A 21,691-nucleotide genomic window follows, 5' to 3' on the forward strand; every position below is an offset into this window, starting at 1 on the left:
TTGAGCCGGCGGAGGGACTCGAACCCACGACCTGCTGATTACAAATCAGCTGCTCTAGCCAACTGAGCTACGCTGGCAATTTCAATAAAAAAGTCCGCTATTTCTAACGGACTGCAAATGTAGCTATTTTATCTTTGTATCAAAACTTTTTTTGAAAAAAATTTACATTAAATATGTGTTCTTACCTTTTCTTTCCTTTTTACTAACAATCGTTCAAGTGATTCCGCCGAAAGCTCAACAGCCTCTTCAAAAGTTTTACACTGTTTTTTTACCAAAAAATCATCACCAGGAACATTGATTTTTATCTCAGCAATTTTATTCTCTTTATCACTGGTTTTTTCAACTTTTAAAAAAACATCTGCCGACACTACCCTGTCGTAATACTTTTCTAACTTATCCATTCTCTCTTGAACGAAATCTACTAATTTTCTGTCAACAGTAAAGTTAACCGCATGAACATCTACCTTCATAATAATTATTTTAGAATTAAACATTTCAGAATTCTTATTTATTCCTAGGATGTGCATCGGCATATACTTTTTTAAGAGCAGTTAAACTGCTATGAGTATACACTTGTGTAGATGCCAAACTTGAATGCCCTAACAATTCCTTGACTGAATTTAAATCGGCCCCGTTATTTAATAAGTGAGTCGCAAATGTATGGCGGAGAACATGAGGACTTTTTTTCACTTTTTCGGAGACTTTACTAAAGTATGAATTTATTAATCGATACACAAAGGTTTCATTTAATTTTAACCCTTTTTTAGTAATAAAAAAATAATCTTTATCAATAATATTTTCAACACTTTCGCGCTCTTTTACATACAACAAAAACTGTTCGGTAATTACAGGCAAAACAGGAATAATACGTTCTTTATTACGCTTACCTAACACTTTAATAGTACAAGCCGACGAATCGACATTATTTACCTGCAACCCGATTAATTCTGCCCTACGTATACCTGTAGTATAAAACAAATCGACTATCAATTTATTCCTCACTTCTTCAAAACCTACAGAATTCCCCATTTGACTCATCAAATCAATCAATTCTTTTTCAGAAAAAGGAATCTGTATTGTTTTAGGAGTTCTCAACGCTTTATGTTTCAGCATTGGATTAACTTCTATTTGTTTGATTTTTAAAAGAAATTTATAAAACGCTTTTAAAGAAGCCATTTTGCGATTAACCGAAACGTTAGACACATTACTATCTACAAGCGAAACAATCCAAGACCTAATCTGACTATAATTTGCCTGATCAATATTTTCCTGTTCAAAATGAAGTTTATTAAACGACTCAAAAGAAACGATATCGTTCATATAAGCATTCAGGGTATGCGGAGAGTATTTTTTCTCCAACTGAAGATATTCCTGAAATGCTTGTTTATTTGTTTTCATAAAATAAAAAAACCGTTAGCATCAAAGTTATAAAATTTTGATGACTAACGGTATTTATTTGAATATAGATTTTATCTAACTCTCCAAGTTGTCTTTCATGTTTTGAATGTAAGCAGCTTTTTGAATTTTGATTCTATTTTTTACAGATGGCTTAATAAAAGCAGTACGTGCTCTTAACTGACGAACAGTTCCTGTTTTATCAAATTTTCTTTTATAGCGCTTTAATGCTCTATCGATATTTTCTCCGTCTTTAATTGGTATAATTAACATAATATTGACACCCCCTTTCGTTAAGTGTGCAAAAGTAAACATTATTTCCAATTACGAGTTATAAATTACGAATTATTTTTTTACAATATGTTTATTGAGAGAAGCGAGATGTAAAGTGTAAAATATTAAGACGTGAGTAACAACATCAATACAATTCTTTAATTTAATCTTTTCACATTTTACGAATCCCTTTTCACATATCTCTTTTTACGTATCTTAATCGTAATGGAGGATTGCGTGAGGGATTGCAGCGGAAATCCTTTTTTGTTCTTTCTTTTAGAACAAAAAAGATTATAGCGAAAAGCCCGACCTCAAAAAAAGAAGCCACTCAACGTAAAATGAATGGCTTCTTTTTTTGTGGGCACGCCCATATTATATAATTAGTCTTTTAGAATATTTCTTGAAATAACTAATTTCTGAATTTCGGTAGTTCCTTCTCCGATAGTACACAACTTTGAATCTCTGTAGAATTTCTCTACTGGAAAATCTTTTGTATATCCGTAACCTCCATGAATTTGAACCGCTTCATTAGCCACTTTCACACATACCTCTGAAGCATACATTTTAGCCATTGCTCCCATTGTGGTTACTGGCCTATGTTGTTGCTTTAAAAATGCTGCTTTGTGCAATAACAATTCTGAAGCTTCGATTTCGGTTACCATATCTGCCAACTTAAACGAAATTCCCTGAAAACTACTAATCGGTTGCCCAAACTGGTATCTTTCTTTTGAATATTTTAAAGCTGCTTCATATGCCCCTTTTGCAATTCCTAGGGATAATGCTCCTATTGAGATTCGTCCTCCGTCAAGAATTTTCATAGATTGTATAAATCCTTCTCCAACATTTCCTAAACGGTTTGCGTCTGGAATTCGGCAATTATCAAAAACCAATTCTGCCGTTTCACTAGCACGCATTCCTAATTTATTTTCTTTTTTTCCTGATGTAAATCCCGGCATTCCTTTCTCGAATACAAAAGCTGTCATTCCGCGAGAATCTCCTTTTTCGCCTGTACGTACAATTACTACTGCAATATCTCCTGATTTACCATGGGTAATGAAGTTCTTCGCTCCATTTACTACCCAATGATCTCCATCTTTTACCGCTGTCGTGTTCATTCCTCCAGCATCTGAACCTGTATTGTGCTCTGTTAACCCCCAAGCACCAATATGTTCTGCTGTGGCTAATTTAGGAAGCCATTTTTTCTTTTGTTCTTCATTACCAAATGTCAAGATATGATTTGTACATAATGAATTATGAGCAGCAACCGATAATCCTATAGATGGATCAACTTTTGAAATTTCTTCAATAATGGTTATATATTCATGATAACCTAATCCTGACCCTCCATATTCTTCTGGAACCAGAACTCCCATAAAACCCATTGCTCCTAATTCTTTGAATAGGGAGATTGGAAATGTTTGCGCTTCATCCCACTCCATTATATATGGACGGATGTTTTTTTCAGCAAATTCTTTTATGGACTGAGCAATCATAGACTGCGTTTCGTTATAATCAAAATTCATTAGTATATTTTTAGAACTCCAAATATAAACCAATTATTTTTGCTTTTTCAACAGGAAAGCCCTTAATTTTTATCAAATCCTCAATATTCTTTATATTTCCGTTCATACTTCGATAGGTGACGATTTGTTTTGCCAGCGCATATCCGAAATAAGGAAAGAGCGCCAGCTCTTTTAAAGACGCATCATTTATGGCTATTTTCTTGAAATTAGTGAGTTCTGAAATTTTAAAATGACTATTTAAATTTGAAATAACTTCTGGCGAAAGTCCCCAAATATCATCAAGCTGTTCCATAGAGACAAAATAACCATAACTTTCTTTCTGTTTTAAAATTCGCAAAGAAAGAACTTCTCCAATTCCTGAAACTTTAGTCAAATCTTCTTGAGTAGCACTATTAATATCTACCTGAATAATTTTTTCTTTTTTAGGGAATATCTTCTGATTTGGGTAATTTTTATATTCTTTTGTTTCTTTCTTATTGTTTACCCAATCTGGAAATTTAAAATACGGAGTCATTACATTTAATAATGAATCTGAAATTTTTGTTACATCCTGAAACTCCTTGGGAGAATTAACATATTTATTCTCTTTACGAAAAGCTAATAATCTATCTATTTCTTCTACTGACATACCTAGTTTATATCCTTTGTAATCTGTAATAAAATTAGGATTGAATAAATAAACTTTTTCTTCTCTATTATTATCTGCAGTTTTAATCGAATCTATTTCGCTTTGTAAAGACATCCATTTTTCTTTTTCGGGAAAAAACTGTGATGGGGAGCTAAAATCTGCAAAAAAGTAAACTAACTGCAAAATGATGATGATTGCAAATAGAAAAAAAATACCGATTCGTTGTTCTCGACTAAACTTAAAGTAAGGAGCAATTTTTCTAGAATTCATTTTTGATTAAAGCTTAATTCAACTTGGGGCTGTAAGTTATATCAAAAAACTTTATTTTCGTAGGAAAATATTTAAAATTTCATCACCAAATACAAAACAATTTAAATATCTTGCAAAGCAAAATATCCGATTAACAAACAATTTCGCAGAGTTTTAATTATTTTATAACTTAAAATGCACTAATTGTTTTTATTTTTTATAAAAAAGAATACATTTGGAGCTTAATAACAATTAACCAAAATAATATATGTCAATTTGGAAAACTAAACCACTTTCGGTATTGCTTAATGAAGCTTCCGAATCTGAAAAAGGCTTAAAAAGAACCTTATCTTCAGGGTCATTAGTGGCGCTAGGAGTAGGTGCAATTATTGGAGCCGGATTATTTTCATTAACTGGAATTGCTGCAGCTGAACATGCTGGGCCAGCAGTTACATTATCCTTCATTCTAGCTGCTATAGGATGTGCTTTTGCAGGTCTTTGTTACGCAGAATTTGCTTCGATGATACCTGTTGCAGGTAGTGCTTACACTTACTCTTATGCAACTATGGGTGAATTTATGGCATGGATTATAGGTTGGGATTTAGTTTTAGAATATGCATTAGGAGCCGCAACGGTCGGTGTAAGTTGGTCGCGTTATTTACTCGAATTACTTAATAAATATAATATTCATCTTCCGCATAATTTAATTTGTTCTCCCTGGGAAACATTAAAACTAAGTGACGGAACTATTATTGAAGGAGGAATAATTAACCTTCCTGCTATTATTATCGTTTCATTACTTTCTTTATTATTAATAAGAGGTACTAAAGAATCGGCATCTATAAACAATTTCTTAGTTATTTTAAAAGTAGCGGTTGTAATTGTTTTCATCGTATTAGGATGGAGCTTTATTGACAATGCTAACTATACCCCATATATCCCTAAAAACACTGGTGTTTTTGGTGAATTTGGCTGGTCTGGTATTGCTGCCGGGGCTGGAACTGTATTTTTTGCTTTTATTGGTTTTGACGCTGTATCTACTGCTGCTCAAGAAGCTAAAAATCCTCAGAAAGGAATGCCAATTGGTATTTTAGGTTCTTTGGTAATCTGTACTGTACTATATGTTTTGTTTGCTCACGTAATGACTGGTCTTGTGCCTTATTATGAGTTTGCTGGTGATGCTAAACCTGCTGCAACTGCATTTGCAAAAACCGGATATACTTTTTTACAAACTGGTTTAATCATTGCGATTTTAGCTGGATATACTTCGGTAATATTGGTTATGTTAATGGGACAAAGCCGTGTGTTTTATACTATGAGCAAAGACGGATTGTTACCTAAATTCTTTAGTGAAATTCACTCTAAATTCCGTACTCCTTGGAAAACTAACCTTTTCTTCTTAGTATTTGTAAGTTTATTTGCTGGATTCGTTCCTGTAAGTGACTTGGGTCATATGGTAAGTATTGGTACTTTATTAGCCTTTGTATTAGTATGTATTGGCGTTATGGTAATGCGTAAAAAATTGCCGGATGCTCCTAGATCTTTCAGAACTCCATTGGTTCCTTTTGTACCAATTGCTGGAATTGTAATTTGTTTGGCATTGATGTATTCTTTACCCAATGAAAGCTGGATAAGACTTGTTATCTGGATGGCTCTAGGTGTTGTTATTTACTTTACTTACGGCAAGAAAAACAGTAAATTAAACAATCCTGATAAATAATATATCTCTCAATACAAAAAAGGGATTATAAAGTAAGTTACTTTATAATCCCTTTTTTTATGGAATAAAATGAATTTACAAATCAAAAACAGAAGTTCTTTTAGCACGAACTAAATCTTTTAATCTAATCCAGAATGCTAGTGTTAAATATACTCCAAACCACAATCCAGCAGTAACAAAGGATATGTATATAAAAAACAAACGAACACTTGTTACTCGCATTCCTAATTTATCGGCTAGCCTAGAAGAAACATGAAAGCCGTATTTTTCAAAAAAGAATTTAAGTTTAATAATTGCTGACATATATTTGATAGTTGATTGGCAAAAGTACAAAATAAAAACAATTACCTAATTTTACATTTATCTCATTCTCTAACTTTCTAATTCCCCTTTAGTAATTCCATCCCTACAACACAATCAAGACATCTGCTTTTATTACAGTATTCATTTTTTAGTTGTAATAATGATTGAGTTTCAAAAGCATTTTGAGCATTAATTTTAAACAATTTAAACTTGTCTATGACGGAGTTTTTTTCTGGTTTAATTTCATTTAAAAGCGCAATCAAATCTTCCGAAATAGCTTCTCCTTGCTTTTTAGCATAAGCAAATTGCATCGGAATGATTGTATTTACGATAAGTAAATCGACAAAGGTTTGTGCCGTTTTTTTCGTCTTTACAGGGCTTATTTTATCAAACTGATAGTGGTTTTGCCAATATGGTGCAACGGAAACTAATAGTAAATCATAAATTTCTTTAACCGATTTTAAAGTAATAATCTTAGAAAATAAATTCTGATGTTTATGATATAAATTAGCTAATTGCGAAAGGCGAATCGTTGGAAAATTATCTGGTCTGAGTTTAAAAAACTGCACAGGCTCTATGTAATTTTTCTCCAGTTGGTATTTATGTAACAGATAAAAATATCTGAATTTTAAATCTTTAAAATAATTATCCTCTTTTTCAATATCTAACAAACCTGCATTTCCAAAAAGCAAGGCTTCTAAATTTTCAACTTCAAAGCTTTCTTTTCTTATTATAGTAAAGGGAATAGATAGGGCTATCTCTAAAAAGGAATTTCCGTTGATATTTAAGCCAAAGTTTTTAGCTAAAAAGCAAAACATTACTGCTTCCCAATCATTATTTGTTAATTCTAACAGCTCATAAATAGGCTGTGATTTACGCTCTAATCTTTCAAAAAACAAACGTTCTTGCCAATTTATGAATGAAAAACTATCAATATCTTTAATTTCTTTTTCGCAAAAAATCCAAGATTTAGGCGCAATTAAGGTTTTATAGTTTTTAATAATTTCTTCTGAAACGTAGTTTTTTAAAATCAAGACAGGGATTTCTGAATTGTTTCTATTAAAAATTTCACTATCATGCTCCCAAACTACATGAAGAATTACATTTTCGTACGCTTTATCTTTTTCATGATGATGCAAATACCAATCGGAAGATTTTAGGTGTATTTCAATATTTCCTGCCCATTTTTGATTTCCTATTATAACTTGTGCATTAAAAAAATCAGGACCAGCCAATTCCAGATACTGTCCTACATTAATAATGGTAAGTTCTTCATTATTATACGTTCTTAGATTTAAAGTATCAAACTTTTTATACTTCCATAGATAATGCAAAAAATCTTCTTTCATTTTTTTTAGCCATTTAAAGATTGACTAATGTAATTCAAAAAAAGCTAAAAATGAAAGAAAATTACTTCAATAAATATAATTTAGCACATGCCCGAGCATCTGACAATGCTTCGTGATGATTGAGCTGTATTTTCATTTCGCGACAGCAATCGCTCAATTTGGCAGGTTTTAATCCTTTGGCTTTATATATTTTAACTGTGCATTCCCAGCGTGAAGCGATATTTAAATCTTCATAGCTTAGTCCGCATAATTCCATAGACTTTGCTAAAACATTGCGATCAAAGCTTTCATTATGAGCAACCACGATTCTATTTTCTAAACGTTTCTTGATTTCCGGATATACTTGAGCAAATGATTTTGCATTTACTGTATCTCTTGGATAAATACCATGTACTCTAATTGTAAATGGTGAATATTCGTTATTAGGTGGCTTGATTAAAGTAACAAACTCGTCTACTATAACTCCATTCTCTACAGTAACTATACCTACTGAACAAGGATGATATCCTGTAGCTGTTTCAAAATCTATGGCGGTAAAAGTCATTATACTAAATTTATAAGCTAAAAATGCCACAAACTCAACGAGCTTTCTCGCTAGATTTGTGGCATTTTAATTTGTTTTGAATTATGTCCTATTTTATAGAACCTATAATATCGTATTTTGTTATAATATGATGGTTTCCGTTTTCTAAATCTACTAAAACTGCATCATTTTCTTTTGTAAACAATTTCGAAACTTCTTCTATCGGAGTCCCTAGTTTTACAATAGGGAATGGTTTCCCCATCACTTCTTTAATCGGTTTTTCGGCTACATTTTTATCGGCTACATAACTTCTAAATAAGTCTGTCTCATCTACCGAACCTACAAATCCAGTAATATCTACTACAGGTATTTGAGAGATTTTATATTTACGCATTCTTTCAATAGCATGCGAAACCAACTCTTCGGTACGTACAACTATTAATTGCTTGTCTAAATGATCTTTTATAACATCTTCAGCTTTTGTAACATTCTCTTCTAGAAAACCACGCTCACGCATCCAATCATCATTAAACATTTTACCTACATAACGGCTTCCTGAGTCATGAAAAAGCACCACAACGACATCATCTTTTGTAAAATGTTCTTTTAGTTGCAACAATCCTTTTATACAAGCTCCTGCTGAATTCCCTACAAAAATTCCTTCTTCGAGTGCAATTTTTCTTGTGTAAACAGCTGCATCTTTATCGGTTACTTTTGTAAATCCATCTATCAATGAAAAGTCAACATTTTTAGGTAAAATATCTTCTCCAATTCCTTCGGTGATGTATGAATAAATTTCGTTTTCATCAAAAATACCTGTTTCATGGTATTTTTTAAAAACTGAACCATATGTATCTATTCCCCAAATTTTGATATTTGGGTTCTTTTCTTTTAAGTATTTTGCTACTCCAGAAATTGTTCCTCCTGTTCCTACTCCAACGACAAAATGAGTTATTTTTCCATCTGTTTGTTCCCAAATTTCTGGTCCTGTTTGTTCATAATGTGCCAATGCATTTGATGGGTTATCATATTGATTTACATACCATGAATTTGGAGTTTCTTCTGCTAATCTTTTTGAAACAGAATAATAAGAACGCGGATCTGTTGGCTCTACATCTGTTGGACAAACTACTACTTTAGCGCCTACTGCACGCAAGATGTCCATTTTTTCTTTTGATTGCTTATCCGAGATTACACAAATAAGTTTGTATCCTTTTATAATTGCAACCAAAGCCAGTCCCATTCCTGTATTTCCTGAGGTTCCTTCGATAATAGTTCCTCCTGGCTTTAAGCGCCCATCTGCTTCGGCATCTTCAACCATTTTTACAGCCATTCTATCCTTAACAGAATTTCCTGGGTTAAAAGTTTCTACTTTTGCTAAAACCAATGCATCAATTCCTGCTACGGTTTTATTTAGTTTGACTAACGGTGTGTTGCCAATTGTTTCTAAAATATTTTTTGAGTAATTCATTATATTAAGTTTGGAAATTATACGGTCTGATTCCCATTATTATTAATTAATTTTATTGGAAGAAATTCCAAACTAAACCAAATCGGATGACAAAATCACGATATGGATTATTAGGTGCTGAATAGTAATTACTACTCGAAAACGATGAGTTAAAATGCTCTGCTTTTAAAAAGATTCGAGTTTGTCTAATTCTGGCGTTTATAAAAAAGTCAAAGTTCGGATAATTTCCGATTTCTTTCTTATTTTGAACAAAAAATTCACCAATTACAGGATTATAATCATTACCATAATAGCTGGTGAAATAATTAAACACAATTCCTGTTTGTAAGTAAAGTGCTTTCTTAAAGAAATAATTAGTGTAGTACAATGTATTTCTTGTAACAATTTCTGGCACATTCAAAATAGCATCTGTTTGATCTACTTTTTGGTATAAAACGGTATTATCTAATGCAAATCTGCCAAATTTAAATTCTTTACTTGCCTTTACCTCTAGATAATTAATTGTATTACTATATTGTGCTGGTCTTATAATTTGTGTTTTCAAAGCAGCTTCGGCAGCTGTTGATTGATCCTCAAAATACAAATGGTCATTCAAAACTGAATATTGAAATGACATATTAACCCATGGCGTAATAGCGCTAGCACTTAATGAATTAATTTTTTCGTTTTTAAAATTTTTCGACCAGTTATACTCTACATAACTACTTTGGTATAAATTATAGTTATTATTAGGTAGTTTGTTTATGTTTTGATACTCAAATAAAAATTTAATCTTATCGCTAAAATCATATTTAAGCTTTGCTTCTAAATCCGAAAGCGACTGACTTGTTATTGATCTTGAATATAAAAATCTTCCGTTCCATTTATTTTTTTGATATTCATATTGTCCACCAAAACTATTAATATCCTGACTTAATGAACTAGGGATAATTGTTCCATCATCAAAAAGCAAAACTCTTCCATAATACGAATTACTTCTAAAATCATCTACAAAAAAATGAAATTTCCCTAATAATACATTTTCATAAGCAACTCCTACCTTATTATACATTTTATTATAATGAGATTGATCATTGATATTACTTGTTACATACGAATTTCCAAATCGAAGTACATTTTCATTACCTACTCTTGATAAAACTGTTGGCTGATAGTATTCGAAAAATTTATTTTCATAATTAAACTGGTGCATTACATACAAATTATTATTTCCTTCTGTTTCATTTATTCTGTATGCGTGATCAAAAAACAGTCGCTTACCTTTTAAAAACGATTTTGCATCTGTTAAATACACTTCCAGCCTTTGTCGGTTTTTAAAATCTGGATCACCACTTTCAAAATCCTCAGGCGTTGTTATCCCTCCATTTTCTTCATTCGAAACATCTTGGTAGGTATAATGCGCATTAATATGATACTGTCCTTTTTTTGTGCTATAACTTGTTGTAAATTTAAAATTCCCTGTACTCGACAGTTGATTGATATAATTACCCTCAGACCTTAATCCCTTATATTCTGCGGACACATTAAATCGTTCTGACAGATTCAATGTTATAAAAGAATCTAATGTCTGCCCTTTATTAATCGTAGATTTAAAATACAATTCGGTTAATGGTGTTGCAACCGAGTAGTACTTAACATCATTCGCTTCTAGAAAATTAAAATGTTTGGCTTTGAACCCCATTTCTGGATAAGGAGTAAAGCTTGTTAAGCTATATTGTAATGTATTGTATGTTTGCCCGATATTAGAAAATGGCAAAAGGCCAAAATTATCCTTTCGTAAATAATTATGATTGTATTCATTTTGAATTGTAAGCGATGTATCTACGTAAGTTGTATCACGTTCCAGCGTTATATACCGGTATTGATCTATTCTTGCAACTTTCTTTTTGGCTTTTATAGTATCATTAAGACCACGATGTTCTCCATTCATGTCTAATGGTTTTACCTGAGAAAACAATAGTGTGGGTAGTACTAAAAGATAAATTAAAAAGAGAATTCTCATTTGAAAGGGTTATATATAGATATTATTTTTGACTATTTTAGTGTGGCAAAGGTAAATTATAAAAACGTATAAATAAAAAAACACAATAGATTAATATAAAAACGCAATGAATCCTATTTTATGCAAGAACCCCGATTACAAAAATGCAATCGGGGCTCTAAAAACTCAAAATATTTATTGTTTATTCTACCAAATCTATCCTTGATTTATTATAATCAAAACTAGAATTTATCCCAGAATATTTTAGTATTCATTAAATCACCACCAATAGCAGCAGCAGCTTTATTATAGTTTGTTCCGTTTATTGATTGCTCAACTCCTGGATATGTATATCTTACTGGAACAGTCAATATATTTTTATTTATAGCAGAAGTAGGTGATTTTAATTTTGGAAAATCTAACCTTCTGTACGAAGTCCATGCTTCAAATCCTCTGTTATAAAGAGCAAACCAAGCCTGTTTACCTATTTTTTCTTGCCAAGTTGCCCCACTTAGAATATTTAAATAATTCACATTCGGTTGACTTAAGTAAGTAGTAATACTAGCTGCTGGTACTCCCCAATCTGCCATTGAAGCCGTTATTCCTGCCTCATAATAAACTTTAGCCACAGCTGATCCTCCTGGAATTAAATTTTTCTCAGCAGCTTCTGCCAACAAGAATTGTAATTCTGAAAAGTCAAATATTGTTCCTGGAAATACAGGATTATTTAATGTAGCAGTTATGTGCGAATACGTTTCAAAAACGTTAGCTTCTCCATAAGTACCTCCTACAAAAGTTCTTCCTGGAGGAATAACTGGAGTTGGTTTTGTACCATTAACAAAATACTTCACCATTCTAGGATCTCCACCTGGAACAACAGCGTCCATTGCTGCAACAAAAGTTTCAGCTGGAATAAAATCATTTCTGTTTGCCGTAACTAAATCAGCATATAACGGATTTTGATTCCCTGATGTAGTTAAATATACCAACTTTGCATTTTCAGCATTACTTGTTAAAACACCTGAAGCCAAAGCTGCCTTAAGTTCTGTAGCTGCATAAGCAGGTTCTACATCCGAAATATTTACTGCTAATTTCACAATTAATGAGTTGGCAAATTTTACCCATTTTCCATTACTTGCTGCATCTCCTGCATAAATAATATCGGCACTACCAAAATTAGGGCTTGCAGCATTTTTTTTCAATATTACAACATCATCTGTCAATCTTTTTATAAGATCTTTGTAAATTGTTTTAGCATCATCATAAGCTGGCAAAGGATAATTTACAATATCTCCTACTTGACTATATGGAACATCTCCAAAAGTATCTACCAAGATACTATATGTATAAGCTTCTAAAATATCAATAAGAGTTAACCTATTTTGCTTAATAATAGCAGCGTCTTCAGTTTCAGTCACCTGACCATTAATCATCTTTTTAGCATCATAAAAATCAGCTAAAACATCTCTATACAAAATACGAAAATGATTATCTGGAATTTTTCTAGTCGTAAGATCAAACTGACTTTCACTAGGATAAGTAGTTTCTGCCCATTGTTGAGAAAACAATCTAAACCCGTTATTATTTACATTGGTACTTACCATCTGATCTACTAATTTCTTTTGAGCATTAGTAAACATATATTCTGGTTTGGTCGATGTTGGTTTTTTAGGATCAACATTCATATCTGTAATATCAGTACTACATGAGATAGCAATACTAACAAAAGATATTAATAAAAATATTTTTTTCATGATTTAGAATTTTAATGTTAGGTTACAACCAATGTTTCTTGTTGTAGGTAGTGAACCTCCTGAGTAACCTGAAGACAAGTTACCTGAACTAAGACCACTTTCTGGATCTGCATCTGGAAGATTTTTATGAATTATCCATAAGTTAGAACCTATTAAAGAAAGTCTTAAATCAGTTAAACTTAATTTAGAAACCAACGCTGATGGGAAACTATATGTAATAGTTACCTCTCTTAATTTTATATAACTTGCATCATAAATAAAAGCTTTCTGTGGATTTTTATTATATCCATAAATACCTCCTGCAACTTCTGGTCCTGGTGTTCTAGTTGTATTAGGAGTACCATCTACATTTACTCCTGGAAGTATAACTCCACCACCATTAGCTAATGTATTTCTTACTGGATTTCCTAACTCATTAAATCCTGCAGTAGACTCATATAAACCAGAGTTTTGTCCGTAGTATTGATCTAAAGAGAAAATATCTCCTCCTTTTTGCATATCAATTAAGAAACCTAATGAAACTTGCTTGTAAGTAAATTTATTACGGATTCCTCCAATCCAGTCTGGAGTAACATTTCCGATAACATTAGTAACCGACTCAGTCATTAAATAAGTACCTCCTTTAGTAACTTTTTGTCCATCGGCAGCATACACATAATCTTTACCAATAATATCACCAAAAGCGTTACCTGGTTTTGCAACTATACTCACACCCCCTTGAAAACTTCCTAATGTTAACACCTCAATTCCAGGTGCTAAATCTTTAATTGTATTTTCATTTTTAGACCAGTTTACAAAAACATCCCATTGAAAATCTTTCAATTTTACAGGAGTCAAATTAAACTGTACCTCGATACCTTTATTCTCAACAGAACCAGCATTTGCATATCTTGAAGAATATCCTGTTGCTGTAGAATAATCTACAGGGAATATTTGATCTGAACTTAAACTTTTATATACACTCACCTCAAATCCAGCTCTTCTATCAAAGAATTGCATTTCTAAACCAAGCTCTTCCGATTTAGTTTTTACAGTATGTAAGTCTGGATTAGCACTTATGTTTGGTCTTGAGTACAATGGATTTGAACCAAAATTATTGAATTTGCTAAAAACACTTTGTAATGAATACAAATCAATATTTCCTTGTGGGTTCTCAGCATAACTCGCTCTAAATTTACCGAAAGTTAACCATGGCTGATTAATATGATTTGTAAAAACATAACTCGCAGAAGTAGAGAATGTATTTACTGAGTTACTTCCTTTTGGTAATGTAGAGAATACATCATTACGTACCGTTCCATCTAAGAATAAAAAGTCTTTATATCCTAAAGAAACAGAAGCATAAGCACTATTTACTCCCGAATTATCTTCCTCTTCTACAGGATATGGAGAAGGGCTTAATGAATTTGATAATGCAAAAATTCCTGGTATAATAAGTCCACCATCCGTAGAAGCAAGTGTAGAAGTACGTCTTGTTCTTAAAGCGTTAAGACCTGCTAAACCATTTAATGAAATATCTTGTGTTATTTTCTTATTGAAATTCAAAGTAAGCTGATAGTTTTGCTCAGAAAACATACCCGCATATTTTTGATATCCTGAACCTACAGCTAATCTGTTTATTCCAAAAGTTGCATTTAAAGAACCAACTGCTTTTCTTTCTTCACGTAATTCAGAATAACTATCTGTACTAGCTTTTCCTGTTACAGATAACCAATTTGCTACCTTATAATCTAATTGAGCATATCCTATAAAACGGTTTCTCTCATCAGATTGGTAATTTTTATATCTTGTAAAATAAGGGTTATCTGCATACTTAGCACTAGTATTACCATTAGCAGGATTTGCCATATTCCAAGAAATGTTTTGTCCTCCAGAATTTTCAAAAACATCTTTTTGAGCCTGGATATCTACATTGGTAGCCCACCACTGACGGAATGACCCCATAATGTTGTCTCCTCCATATCCAGTTGTATTTCTACCAACCGTAGTTTGCGCCATATAATTTGCAAATGCACTAGCTGATAATTTATCTGTGAATTTATGGTTAATTTTAAGACTTATATTATTTTTCTTTAATTCACTATTTGGTAAAATCCCATTTTCTTTATAGTTGTTGTAATTCAAAACAAAATTTGTTTTTTCTGTACCATCCTCTATAGAGATCGAATTATTAAAGGTTGTAGCTGATTGAAAGAATGTAATAGGTCCATTCTCAGCTGCTTTCCATGTTGTTTTCTTTCCGTAATTTGGAGAATATTTAGTATAAGCATCCCATTGGTAAATAGAAAGATTTGGGTCAAAAGCAACACCGTAAGAAGCATCATCAGTTGTAGTAGCAACTTGATTTCCGTTACTATCTATAGTAAAGAATGCTCCTGTTGGTCCCACTGGAATTCCTTTTGGGTTACCAGCATCATCGTAAGTTGGTCCGTAACCTTGTCCGTATTTGTTTTGATAAACTGGGAAAGTTTTTTTATCAACAGTACCTACTGTAAATTCACTAGAAATAGTTACTCCCATTCCTTTTCTTGCTTTACCTTTTTTGGTCGTAATCATGATTACCCCATTTCCAGCTTGCCATCCGTATAATGCAGCAGCTGCAGCACCTTTCAGGATATTTAAAGTCTCAATATCATCTGGGTTAATATCCATCGCTGCATTTCCGTAATCATATGTATTACGAGCACCTTCTGTTTGTTTACCTACACTTGAGTTAGTGTTAGCATTATTAATTGGCATACCATCAATAACGATAAGCATTTGATTATCTCCTGTAAGGTTTTTAACCCCTCTGGATACTACGTTTGTAGAACCACCAAAGTTGGTATTCTTTCTGATGTTTACACCAGCTGCCTTACCAGAAAGTTCATTAAGAAAGTTTCCACTTGCAGCACCTGAATTTAAATCAGCACCTTTGATCTCTTGTGAAGCATAACCTAAAGATTTTTTCTCTCTTTTAATCCCTAATGCAGTTACAACAACGCCCTCAAGTTCGACTGATGAACTTGCTAACTTTGCATTTACTGTAGCTGAACTAGCTGTAATTTCTTGAGATTTCATCCCAATATAACTAAATACCAAGACTTGGCTTGGAGTTGCTTTGATAGAATATTTTCCATCAAAATCAGTTTGAGTTCCCGATTGTGTTCCTTTAACTAATACACTTACACCTGGCAAAGGCATTCCTGCATTATCGGAAACAATTCCAGAAACAGTTCTTTCTTGCGCAATGGTGAGTTGCGTCATAAGTACTACCAGTAGCACTAAGAATCCGTTAAACTTTAGTTTCATTTTTTAAATTTTGAATTAGTATGCCGCAAACATCATAATAATTTCTTAAAATAACAAGTAAAACCAAGCTCTTGAAAACTTTTTTTTTAATATTTCTTTAACACTACCACGTGTCAACTCAGTAAATTAGTAGATAAATAGCATTATCCCTAATTTTATCTTTAAAATACTAAACTTTATTTAATATTTATTTTAACAAATAATTAACAAATAAAGTAAGTTAATTCCTAGTTGTAAATTAAATATTTTAACACGTAAGTAGCTTTTAAACTACAATAAAATAGTAAAATTAAAACATTATAAACTGAAAATGTTTTTAATATAACTACTTTTAAAATTACATCTCTACTTTATCCTGAATCTGATTACTCAAATTTGTGGATCAATTTTCTAAGTCATGATATCTTCCTTAAAATATATTCTAAATATTACTATTTGAATTTGTACTAATTTTTATCCCAAAAAAAAACTGCCCAAAATATTTTGGACAGTTTTTAATAATTTAATTAAAACGTACTTAAAGTTCGTTTTGTTTTACCAACCTGGATTTTGACCTAATCCTGGATTAGTGTTCATTTCTAGTTGTGGTATTGGCCATAAAAATTTAAAACCTTCACTAGATATAGCTGCAACACCATAAGGTCCTGAATAAGCTGTCCCCAAAGTAAATAAAGTACCATCTGGTGTGCCATTAGCAATTTTTGCAGGAATTCCGTCAATTGGGGCAATATCATCATTTTGAAGTCTATGAATATCGGACCATCTACGTCCCTCAACTAAAAATTCAATTCGTCTTTCTATCAAGATTGCTTTAACCAAATCATTAGACGAACTAAATGAAGCTGCAGTGTATGCTTGTGTTTCTGGAATAGCAAGAGACCTATTTCTTACAGAGTTTAATAATGTCAATGAATTAACTAAATTAGGAGTTGCCATACGAGCCTCAGCTTCAGCCATATTTAAAACTACTTCTGCATATCTAATTACTGGAGCTGCATCAGTCATATTTGTGACATCTGTATATTTATTAGTATACTTTCTGCCAGAAACAGTTGTAACCATTACTCCATCTTCTCTTCTTTTATCATCTACTAACCAACTTGGGTTTCTCCAAATAATAGGACTAATAGCTACTAATTTTCTAGATTTAAAGACACTTGCTAAAGCACCATTAGTTTGAGGGTTGGATGTTGAAGAATGTTGTATAGAAAATATTGATTCTAAATTTGTCAAATTATTAGCCAATATAAATGGCTCAACTGGTTTTGCTGTTAAAGAATAAACTCCATTTAATTTATTTCCTTCAGTAATAACACTTTCCCAATCTCTTTTATGAAGATATACTCTTGTTTTAAAAGCGATTGCAGCACCTTTAGATGCCTTAGCAGTCGTTTTAGTTGTTATCAAGTTTTCAGCATCATTTAAATCTGCTAAAATTTTTGCATAACATTCTGCCACTGTATTTCTAGGTTTTAAAGCTTCCGAATCTATTTTCCCTTGAGTATTAATACCTACCTCTCTATATGGTATCCCAGGATGAGTGGCTGCTGGAGTAAAATTGTATGGTCTTGCAAAATAAGTTAATAATTCAAAATGTGTAATTGCTCTTAAAAACTTAGCCTGTCCAATATAATCATTTCCAACTGCTGCAGTAATAATTCCTTTTGATACAGCAGTATTAACTCCTTCAATCATTAAATTACATCTATTAATTAACCTGTAACCATCTACCCAATAATACACATTATTAGCAGTTGTAGCATCGTAAGTAGCCGTGTAAGTAAGTTGGTAAAATGTCGCTGTATTTACAACATCTTCACCTCTACACTCTCCTTGTTCCACAAAAGCAGCCCCCCATACATATCCTCTACCTCCATTTGAACTAGTTGAAGTGTACTGACCAATGGCCGCTGCATTATAAACTCCATTCATAGAAGACTCAATGAACGATGGTGTTGAAAACGCATCGCTCTCGGCTATATTATTTACAGGCTTAAGATCTAATATTTTCTCTTCTGTACATGCGTTCATCCCGAATACGATTACAGAAAATAGAAATGTTTTTATTACTTTTTTCATATATTTTTTATAAACTTACATTTATCCCCATTGAAATAACTTTACTACGTGGTGTACCATTAATGTCCACTCCCAATGTTTCCATTTCTGGATTGAGACCTTTATAATTAGTGATTAACCAAATATTTTGAGCCTGTGCAAAAATTCTAAAACTATCAACTTTTATTTTATCTAATAGCAATTTTGGTAAAGAATACCCAACACTTATATTATCCAGAGATATAAAATCTCCTTTTTCAACAAACCTAGAAGTTGCACTTCCTGAAAGATTCGTGAAAGTATTAGAGCTTGCATACAATCTAGGAGTCCAACCATCCCCAGGGTTATCAACGCTCTGCCATCTCCCTAAAATTTCAGTTCCATTATTATTTAAATTCTGGTTCATTAATTCTCTTCTTGTTCCATTAAATATTTTATTCCCACCGCTAAATCTAAACATGAATCCAAAATCAATTCTTTTGTATTTCATCGTTGAACTAAACCCTCCATAATAAGTTGGCAGCGTATTTCCTAAGATTACTTTATCAGTTGAAGCACTTAAAGAAGATGCAGTAGATAAATCAGTTGGATTATTTGGATCAAAAACTGAATAAGTTTCAGTAGAAATATTTCCTTGTACTAATGATCCATCTCCTTTATAGTAAACCGGATTACCATTTGCTTTATTCACTCCCCAATATTTATAGCCGTATAAAGAGTTTATTGATTCTCCCTCTCTGATTATTAAATTAGGGGCAATATTAACAAAATCGGTAGATGATCCTCCAATTATATCTTGTCCTTGATTCAAACTCACTACCTTATTTTTAGCAAGTGTCAAGTTGGTAGATATATCCCAAGAAAAATTCTCAGTATTAATTGCTTTAAAATTCACGCCGAATTCATACCCATCATTGTACATTTTTCCAACATTTTTATTAATCGTACTGCTAGGAATACCCAATGATGGCGCAGTCGGAACTGCCAAAACAATACCATCTATATTATTTCTATAATAATCAAACGTTAGATTAACACGATTTTTAAATAGACCTAAATCAATACCTAAATCTATTTTTTTACTAGCTTCCCATTTTAGTTGATCATTCCCGAATTGAGAATACCCTAAACCATTTAAATTTCCATAAGGAGAACTTATAGTAAGCCCTAAATAAGGATAATTAGCACCATCTAATATTTCAGTATTTCCTACTTCTGAATAAGATGCTCTAATCTTTAAATCTGAAACAGTACTACCAATTGAGTCCATAAAATTCTCCTTAGAAACTGTCCAACCAACTGAAACACCAGGGAAATTAGTCCATCTTGTATCTACTCCTAACTTAGAAATACCATCCCTTCTTATAGATCCCTGAATAAAATATTTCTCTTTATAATTATAGATGGCTCGTGCTAAATATGAAATAATTCCATTTTCTGTAACTGATCCCCCAGAATCTTTAGTTGTATAAGAATTAGTAACTAAATTCTCATTATAAAAATCACTTAATATATCACTTCCAGAACCATAAAAATATTGATACTTTTGTTTTTGGTATTCTGCAACTGCAGTAATTCCTATATTATGATTTTCAGCAAAGGTCTTCTTGTAGTTTAAGATATTCTGCCAGTTCCATCTAAAATATTCACTATTGTCATTTATTAAATATCCATTCGCATTACGTCCATCACCATGAATTGGATTCCAATACTGAAATCCTCCTGTATTGGAATCATCACTACTTAATTGTAATTTGAAGCTCAAATCAGAAGTGATTTTTGCATTTGCAAAAGCATTTACTAAGGTTCTGTTTACTTTTGAGTAATACTTATTATGGTCTAATATATATCTTATGTTTGTTATATTATCACCCGCTGGATCTGTATTCTCCCATTTTCCAACAGTAACATTATCATCTGAAAGATTATATCCAGTAGGATTCGCAGAGTTATAAATTGGTGTATTAGGTAATTGTCTAATGGCATTAAAAATGTTCCCTGAGATACCATTAGCACTAGTGCTTAATCCATTATATTCAGTTCTTGTTAAACTTATATTTGTACCAATACTTAGCCATCTATTTACTTCTTGATCAATATTAGCTCTTATAGAATATCTTTTCATTTCATTGGCTAAATTGATCCCTTTTTGATCAGTCAAACCCAAAGACAAATAATACTTTGTTTTGTCTGTACCTCCACTTAATGATAATGTATTATTAATTTGGGGTGCATTTCTTAAAACAGCACTTTGCCAATCTGTATTATAAGTATCTCCAATAGCCCACGGTGCTTGGCCACGGTTAGTTCTTTTTTCATTAGAGATTATTAAGAAATCAGGAGTTTGTAGTAAATCATATTTTTTAGCTGCACTTGCAACACCCAAAGTACTTGAATAATTTAGCTTCATCGTCCCTTTTTTACCAGTCTTAGTAGTTATTAAAATAACTCCATTAGCAGCTCTAGAGCCATAAATAGCTGTAGAGGCTCCATCTTTTAATATATCAAAAGACTCTATATCCTCAGGATTAATATCTGCCAATCCGTTAGTTGCAGATGCACCGCCAACATCTCCTGTAAATATTGGCATACCATCTACCACGATTAATGGATCTGTTTTTCCTGATATACTAGCAACTCCTCTTATTCTTATTTTTGGAGCTTGCCCAATTATACCTGTATTTGTTGTTACCTGAACGCCTGTCGCTCTTCCTGCTAACACTCCTTCAAAACTTGGAGTCACTAAATTTGCAATATCTCGACCTGCAATTTTAGATATAGAACCTGTTACTTCTCTTTTTTTCTGCACACCGTAACCTACAACAACCACTTCATCCAATTCATTCCCACCTTCTTGCATCTTTGTATTAATCACCGAAGAAGTTCCAACTGCAACACTCTTATCCTGTAATCCCATATAAGAAAACTCTAGCACATCTCCTGTTTTTGCCTTGATAGAATATTTACCATCAAAATCCGTCTGTACTCCATTTTTTGTTCCTTTAACGATAACATTCACGCCTGGTATAGGGCCTGTTGCATCTGAAACAATTCCAGAAATATTCCTTTCCTGTGAAAAAGAAAACTGCATGGTTAATGCTGTTAATAATGTTAAAATCCATTTAAATTTCACCCTCATTTTAAATTGTTTTTGGTTAATAATTCGTCAAAAA

At 32.3% G+C, this 21,691-nt stretch carries 15 protein-coding genes and 1 tRNA gene; 1 reads left to right on the forward strand and 15 read right to left on the reverse strand.

Translation table 11 applies throughout. The features are described from left to right. Positions 1–3 precede the first annotated feature (3 nt). The 6 genes from B8T70_RS05925 to B8T70_RS05950 form a co-directional block, all read right to left on the reverse strand. Positions 4–77: transfer RNA gene (locus B8T70_RS05925), tRNA-Thr, on the reverse strand. Between the two features lie 90 nt (positions 78–167). Further along, entirely contained in the window at positions 168–470 is a 303-nt protein-coding gene (hpf, locus tag B8T70_RS05930; protein ID WP_035619362.1) for a ribosome hibernation-promoting factor, HPF/YfiA family, read from the reverse strand. Between the two features lie 34 nt (positions 471–504). Then, positions 505–1,398: a tyrosine-type recombinase/integrase gene (locus tag B8T70_RS05935; RefSeq protein WP_086894248.1), complete on the reverse strand. Its 894-nt coding sequence runs from the start codon at positions 1,396–1,398 to the stop codon at positions 505–507. Between the two features lie 75 nt (positions 1,399–1,473). Further along, on the reverse strand, positions 1,474–1,668 hold the full coding sequence (gene rpsU / locus B8T70_RS05940; protein ID WP_039111382.1) for a 30S ribosomal protein S21: 195 nt from the start codon (positions 1,666–1,668) through the stop codon (positions 1,474–1,476). 380 nt (positions 1,669–2,048) lie between these two features. After that, positions 2,049–3,191 (reverse strand): acyl-CoA dehydrogenase family protein, encoded by a 1,143-nt coding sequence (locus B8T70_RS05945; RefSeq protein WP_039111384.1) that lies wholly within the window; start codon positions 3,189–3,191, stop codon positions 2,049–2,051. 10 nt (positions 3,192–3,201) lie between these two features. Beyond that, a complete protein-coding gene (locus B8T70_RS05950; protein WP_086894249.1) occupies positions 3,202–4,089 on the reverse strand; it encodes a helix-hairpin-helix domain-containing protein in 888 nt (295 codons plus the stop codon). Between the two features lie 247 nt (positions 4,090–4,336). Between B8T70_RS05950 and B8T70_RS05955 the strand changes: the two genes are divergently transcribed. Next, positions 4,337–5,788: an amino acid permease gene (locus B8T70_RS05955; protein ID WP_039111388.1), complete on the forward strand. Its 1,452-nt coding sequence runs from the start codon at positions 4,337–4,339 to the stop codon at positions 5,786–5,788. Positions 5,789–5,863: 75 nt separating this feature from the next. On the opposite strand, the gene B8T70_RS05960 is transcribed toward B8T70_RS05955, so the two are convergent. From B8T70_RS05960 to B8T70_RS06000, 9 genes are all read right to left on the reverse strand, one after another. Beyond that, a complete protein-coding gene (locus B8T70_RS05960; RefSeq protein WP_035619202.1) occupies positions 5,864–6,091 on the reverse strand; it encodes a hypothetical protein in 228 nt (75 codons plus the stop codon). Positions 6,092–6,168: 77 nt separating this feature from the next. Next, positions 6,169–7,440, reverse strand: a complete 1,272-nt coding sequence (locus tag B8T70_RS05965) for a DUF2851 family protein (protein ID WP_039117572.1) — start codon at positions 7,438–7,440, stop codon at positions 6,169–6,171. Positions 7,441–7,501: 61 nt separating this feature from the next. Next, positions 7,502–7,984, reverse strand: coding sequence for a 3'-5' exonuclease (locus B8T70_RS05970; protein ID WP_039111389.1), 483 nt, complete (start codon positions 7,982–7,984; stop codon positions 7,502–7,504). A gap of 88 nt (positions 7,985–8,072) precedes the next feature. Further along, entirely contained in the window at positions 8,073–9,434 is a 1,362-nt protein-coding gene (locus tag B8T70_RS05975) for a pyridoxal-phosphate dependent enzyme (protein ID WP_039111390.1), read from the reverse strand. A gap of 52 nt (positions 9,435–9,486) precedes the next feature. Continuing rightward, positions 9,487–11,436 carry a putative porin gene (locus B8T70_RS05980; protein WP_039117571.1) on the reverse strand — a complete coding sequence of 650 codons (1,950 nt, stop codon included), beginning with the start codon at positions 11,434–11,436 and terminating at the stop codon, positions 9,487–9,489. A gap of 221 nt (positions 11,437–11,657) precedes the next feature. Beyond that, entirely contained in the window at positions 11,658–13,169 is a 1,512-nt protein-coding gene (locus B8T70_RS05985; protein ID WP_039117570.1) for a SusD/RagB family nutrient-binding outer membrane lipoprotein, read from the reverse strand. A gap of 3 nt (positions 13,170–13,172) precedes the next feature. After that, positions 13,173–16,460 carry a SusC/RagA family TonB-linked outer membrane protein gene (locus tag B8T70_RS05990; RefSeq protein ID WP_039117569.1) on the reverse strand — a complete coding sequence of 1,096 codons (3,288 nt, stop codon included), beginning with the start codon at positions 16,458–16,460 and terminating at the stop codon, positions 13,173–13,175. 534 nt (positions 16,461–16,994) lie between these two features. Continuing rightward, positions 16,995–18,539, reverse strand: a complete 1,545-nt coding sequence (locus tag B8T70_RS05995; protein WP_086894251.1) for a RagB/SusD family nutrient uptake outer membrane protein — start codon at positions 18,537–18,539, stop codon at positions 16,995–16,997. Positions 18,540–18,546: 7 nt separating this feature from the next. Then, positions 18,547–21,657 carry a TonB-dependent receptor gene (locus B8T70_RS06000; RefSeq protein ID WP_086894252.1) on the reverse strand — a complete coding sequence of 1,037 codons (3,111 nt, stop codon included), beginning with the start codon at positions 21,655–21,657 and terminating at the stop codon, positions 18,547–18,549. Positions 21,658–21,691: the final 34 nt, after the last annotated feature.

This window comes from Flavobacterium sp. AJR (assembly GCF_002156885.1).
Classification (GTDB): domain Bacteria; phylum Bacteroidota; class Bacteroidia; order Flavobacteriales; family Flavobacteriaceae; genus Flavobacterium.

Bases quoted from the DNA above. Each gene is read 5' to 3' on its own strand.
- hpf (WP_035619362.1), bottom strand. From the start codon at position 470: ATGAAGGTAGATGTTCATGCGGTTAACTTTACTGTTGACAGAAAATTA.
- B8T70_RS05935 (WP_086894248.1), bottom strand. From the start codon at position 1,398: ATGAAAACAAATAAACAAGCATTTCAGGAATATCTTCAGTTGGAGAAA.
- rpsU (WP_039111382.1), bottom strand. From the start codon at position 1,668: ATGTTAATTATACCAATTAAAGACGGAGAAAATATCGATAGAGCATTA.
- B8T70_RS05945 (WP_039111384.1), bottom strand. From the start codon at position 3,191: ATGAATTTTGATTATAACGAAACGCAGTCTATGATTGCTCAGTCCATA.
- B8T70_RS05950 (WP_086894249.1), bottom strand. From the start codon at position 4,089: ATGAATTCTAGAAAAATTGCTCCTTACTTTAAGTTTAGTCGAGAACAA.
- B8T70_RS05955 (WP_039111388.1), top strand. From the start codon at position 4,337: ATGTCAATTTGGAAAACTAAACCACTTTCGGTATTGCTTAATGAAGCT.
- B8T70_RS05960 (WP_035619202.1), bottom strand. From the start codon at position 6,091: ATGTCAGCAATTATTAAACTTAAATTCTTTTTTGAAAAATACGGCTTT.
- B8T70_RS05965 (WP_039117572.1), bottom strand. From the start codon at position 7,440: ATGAAAGAAGATTTTTTGCATTATCTATGGAAGTATAAAAAGTTTGAT.
- B8T70_RS05970 (WP_039111389.1), bottom strand. From the start codon at position 7,984: ATGACTTTTACCGCCATAGATTTTGAAACAGCTACAGGATATCATCCT.
- B8T70_RS05975 (WP_039111390.1), bottom strand. From the start codon at position 9,434: ATGAATTACTCAAAAAATATTTTAGAAACAATTGGCAACACACCGTTA.
- B8T70_RS05980 (WP_039117571.1), bottom strand. From the start codon at position 11,436: ATGAGAATTCTCTTTTTAATTTATCTTTTAGTACTACCCACACTATTG.
- B8T70_RS05985 (WP_039117570.1), bottom strand. From the start codon at position 13,169: ATGAAAAAAATATTTTTATTAATATCTTTTGTTAGTATTGCTATCTCA.
- B8T70_RS05990 (WP_039117569.1), bottom strand. From the start codon at position 16,460: ATGAAACTAAAGTTTAACGGATTCTTAGTGCTACTGGTAGTACTTATG.
- B8T70_RS05995 (WP_086894251.1), bottom strand. From the start codon at position 18,539: ATGAAAAAAGTAATAAAAACATTTCTATTTTCTGTAATCGTATTCGGG.
- B8T70_RS06000 (WP_086894252.1), bottom strand. From the start codon at position 21,657: ATGAGGGTGAAATTTAAATGGATTTTAACATTATTAACAGCATTAACC.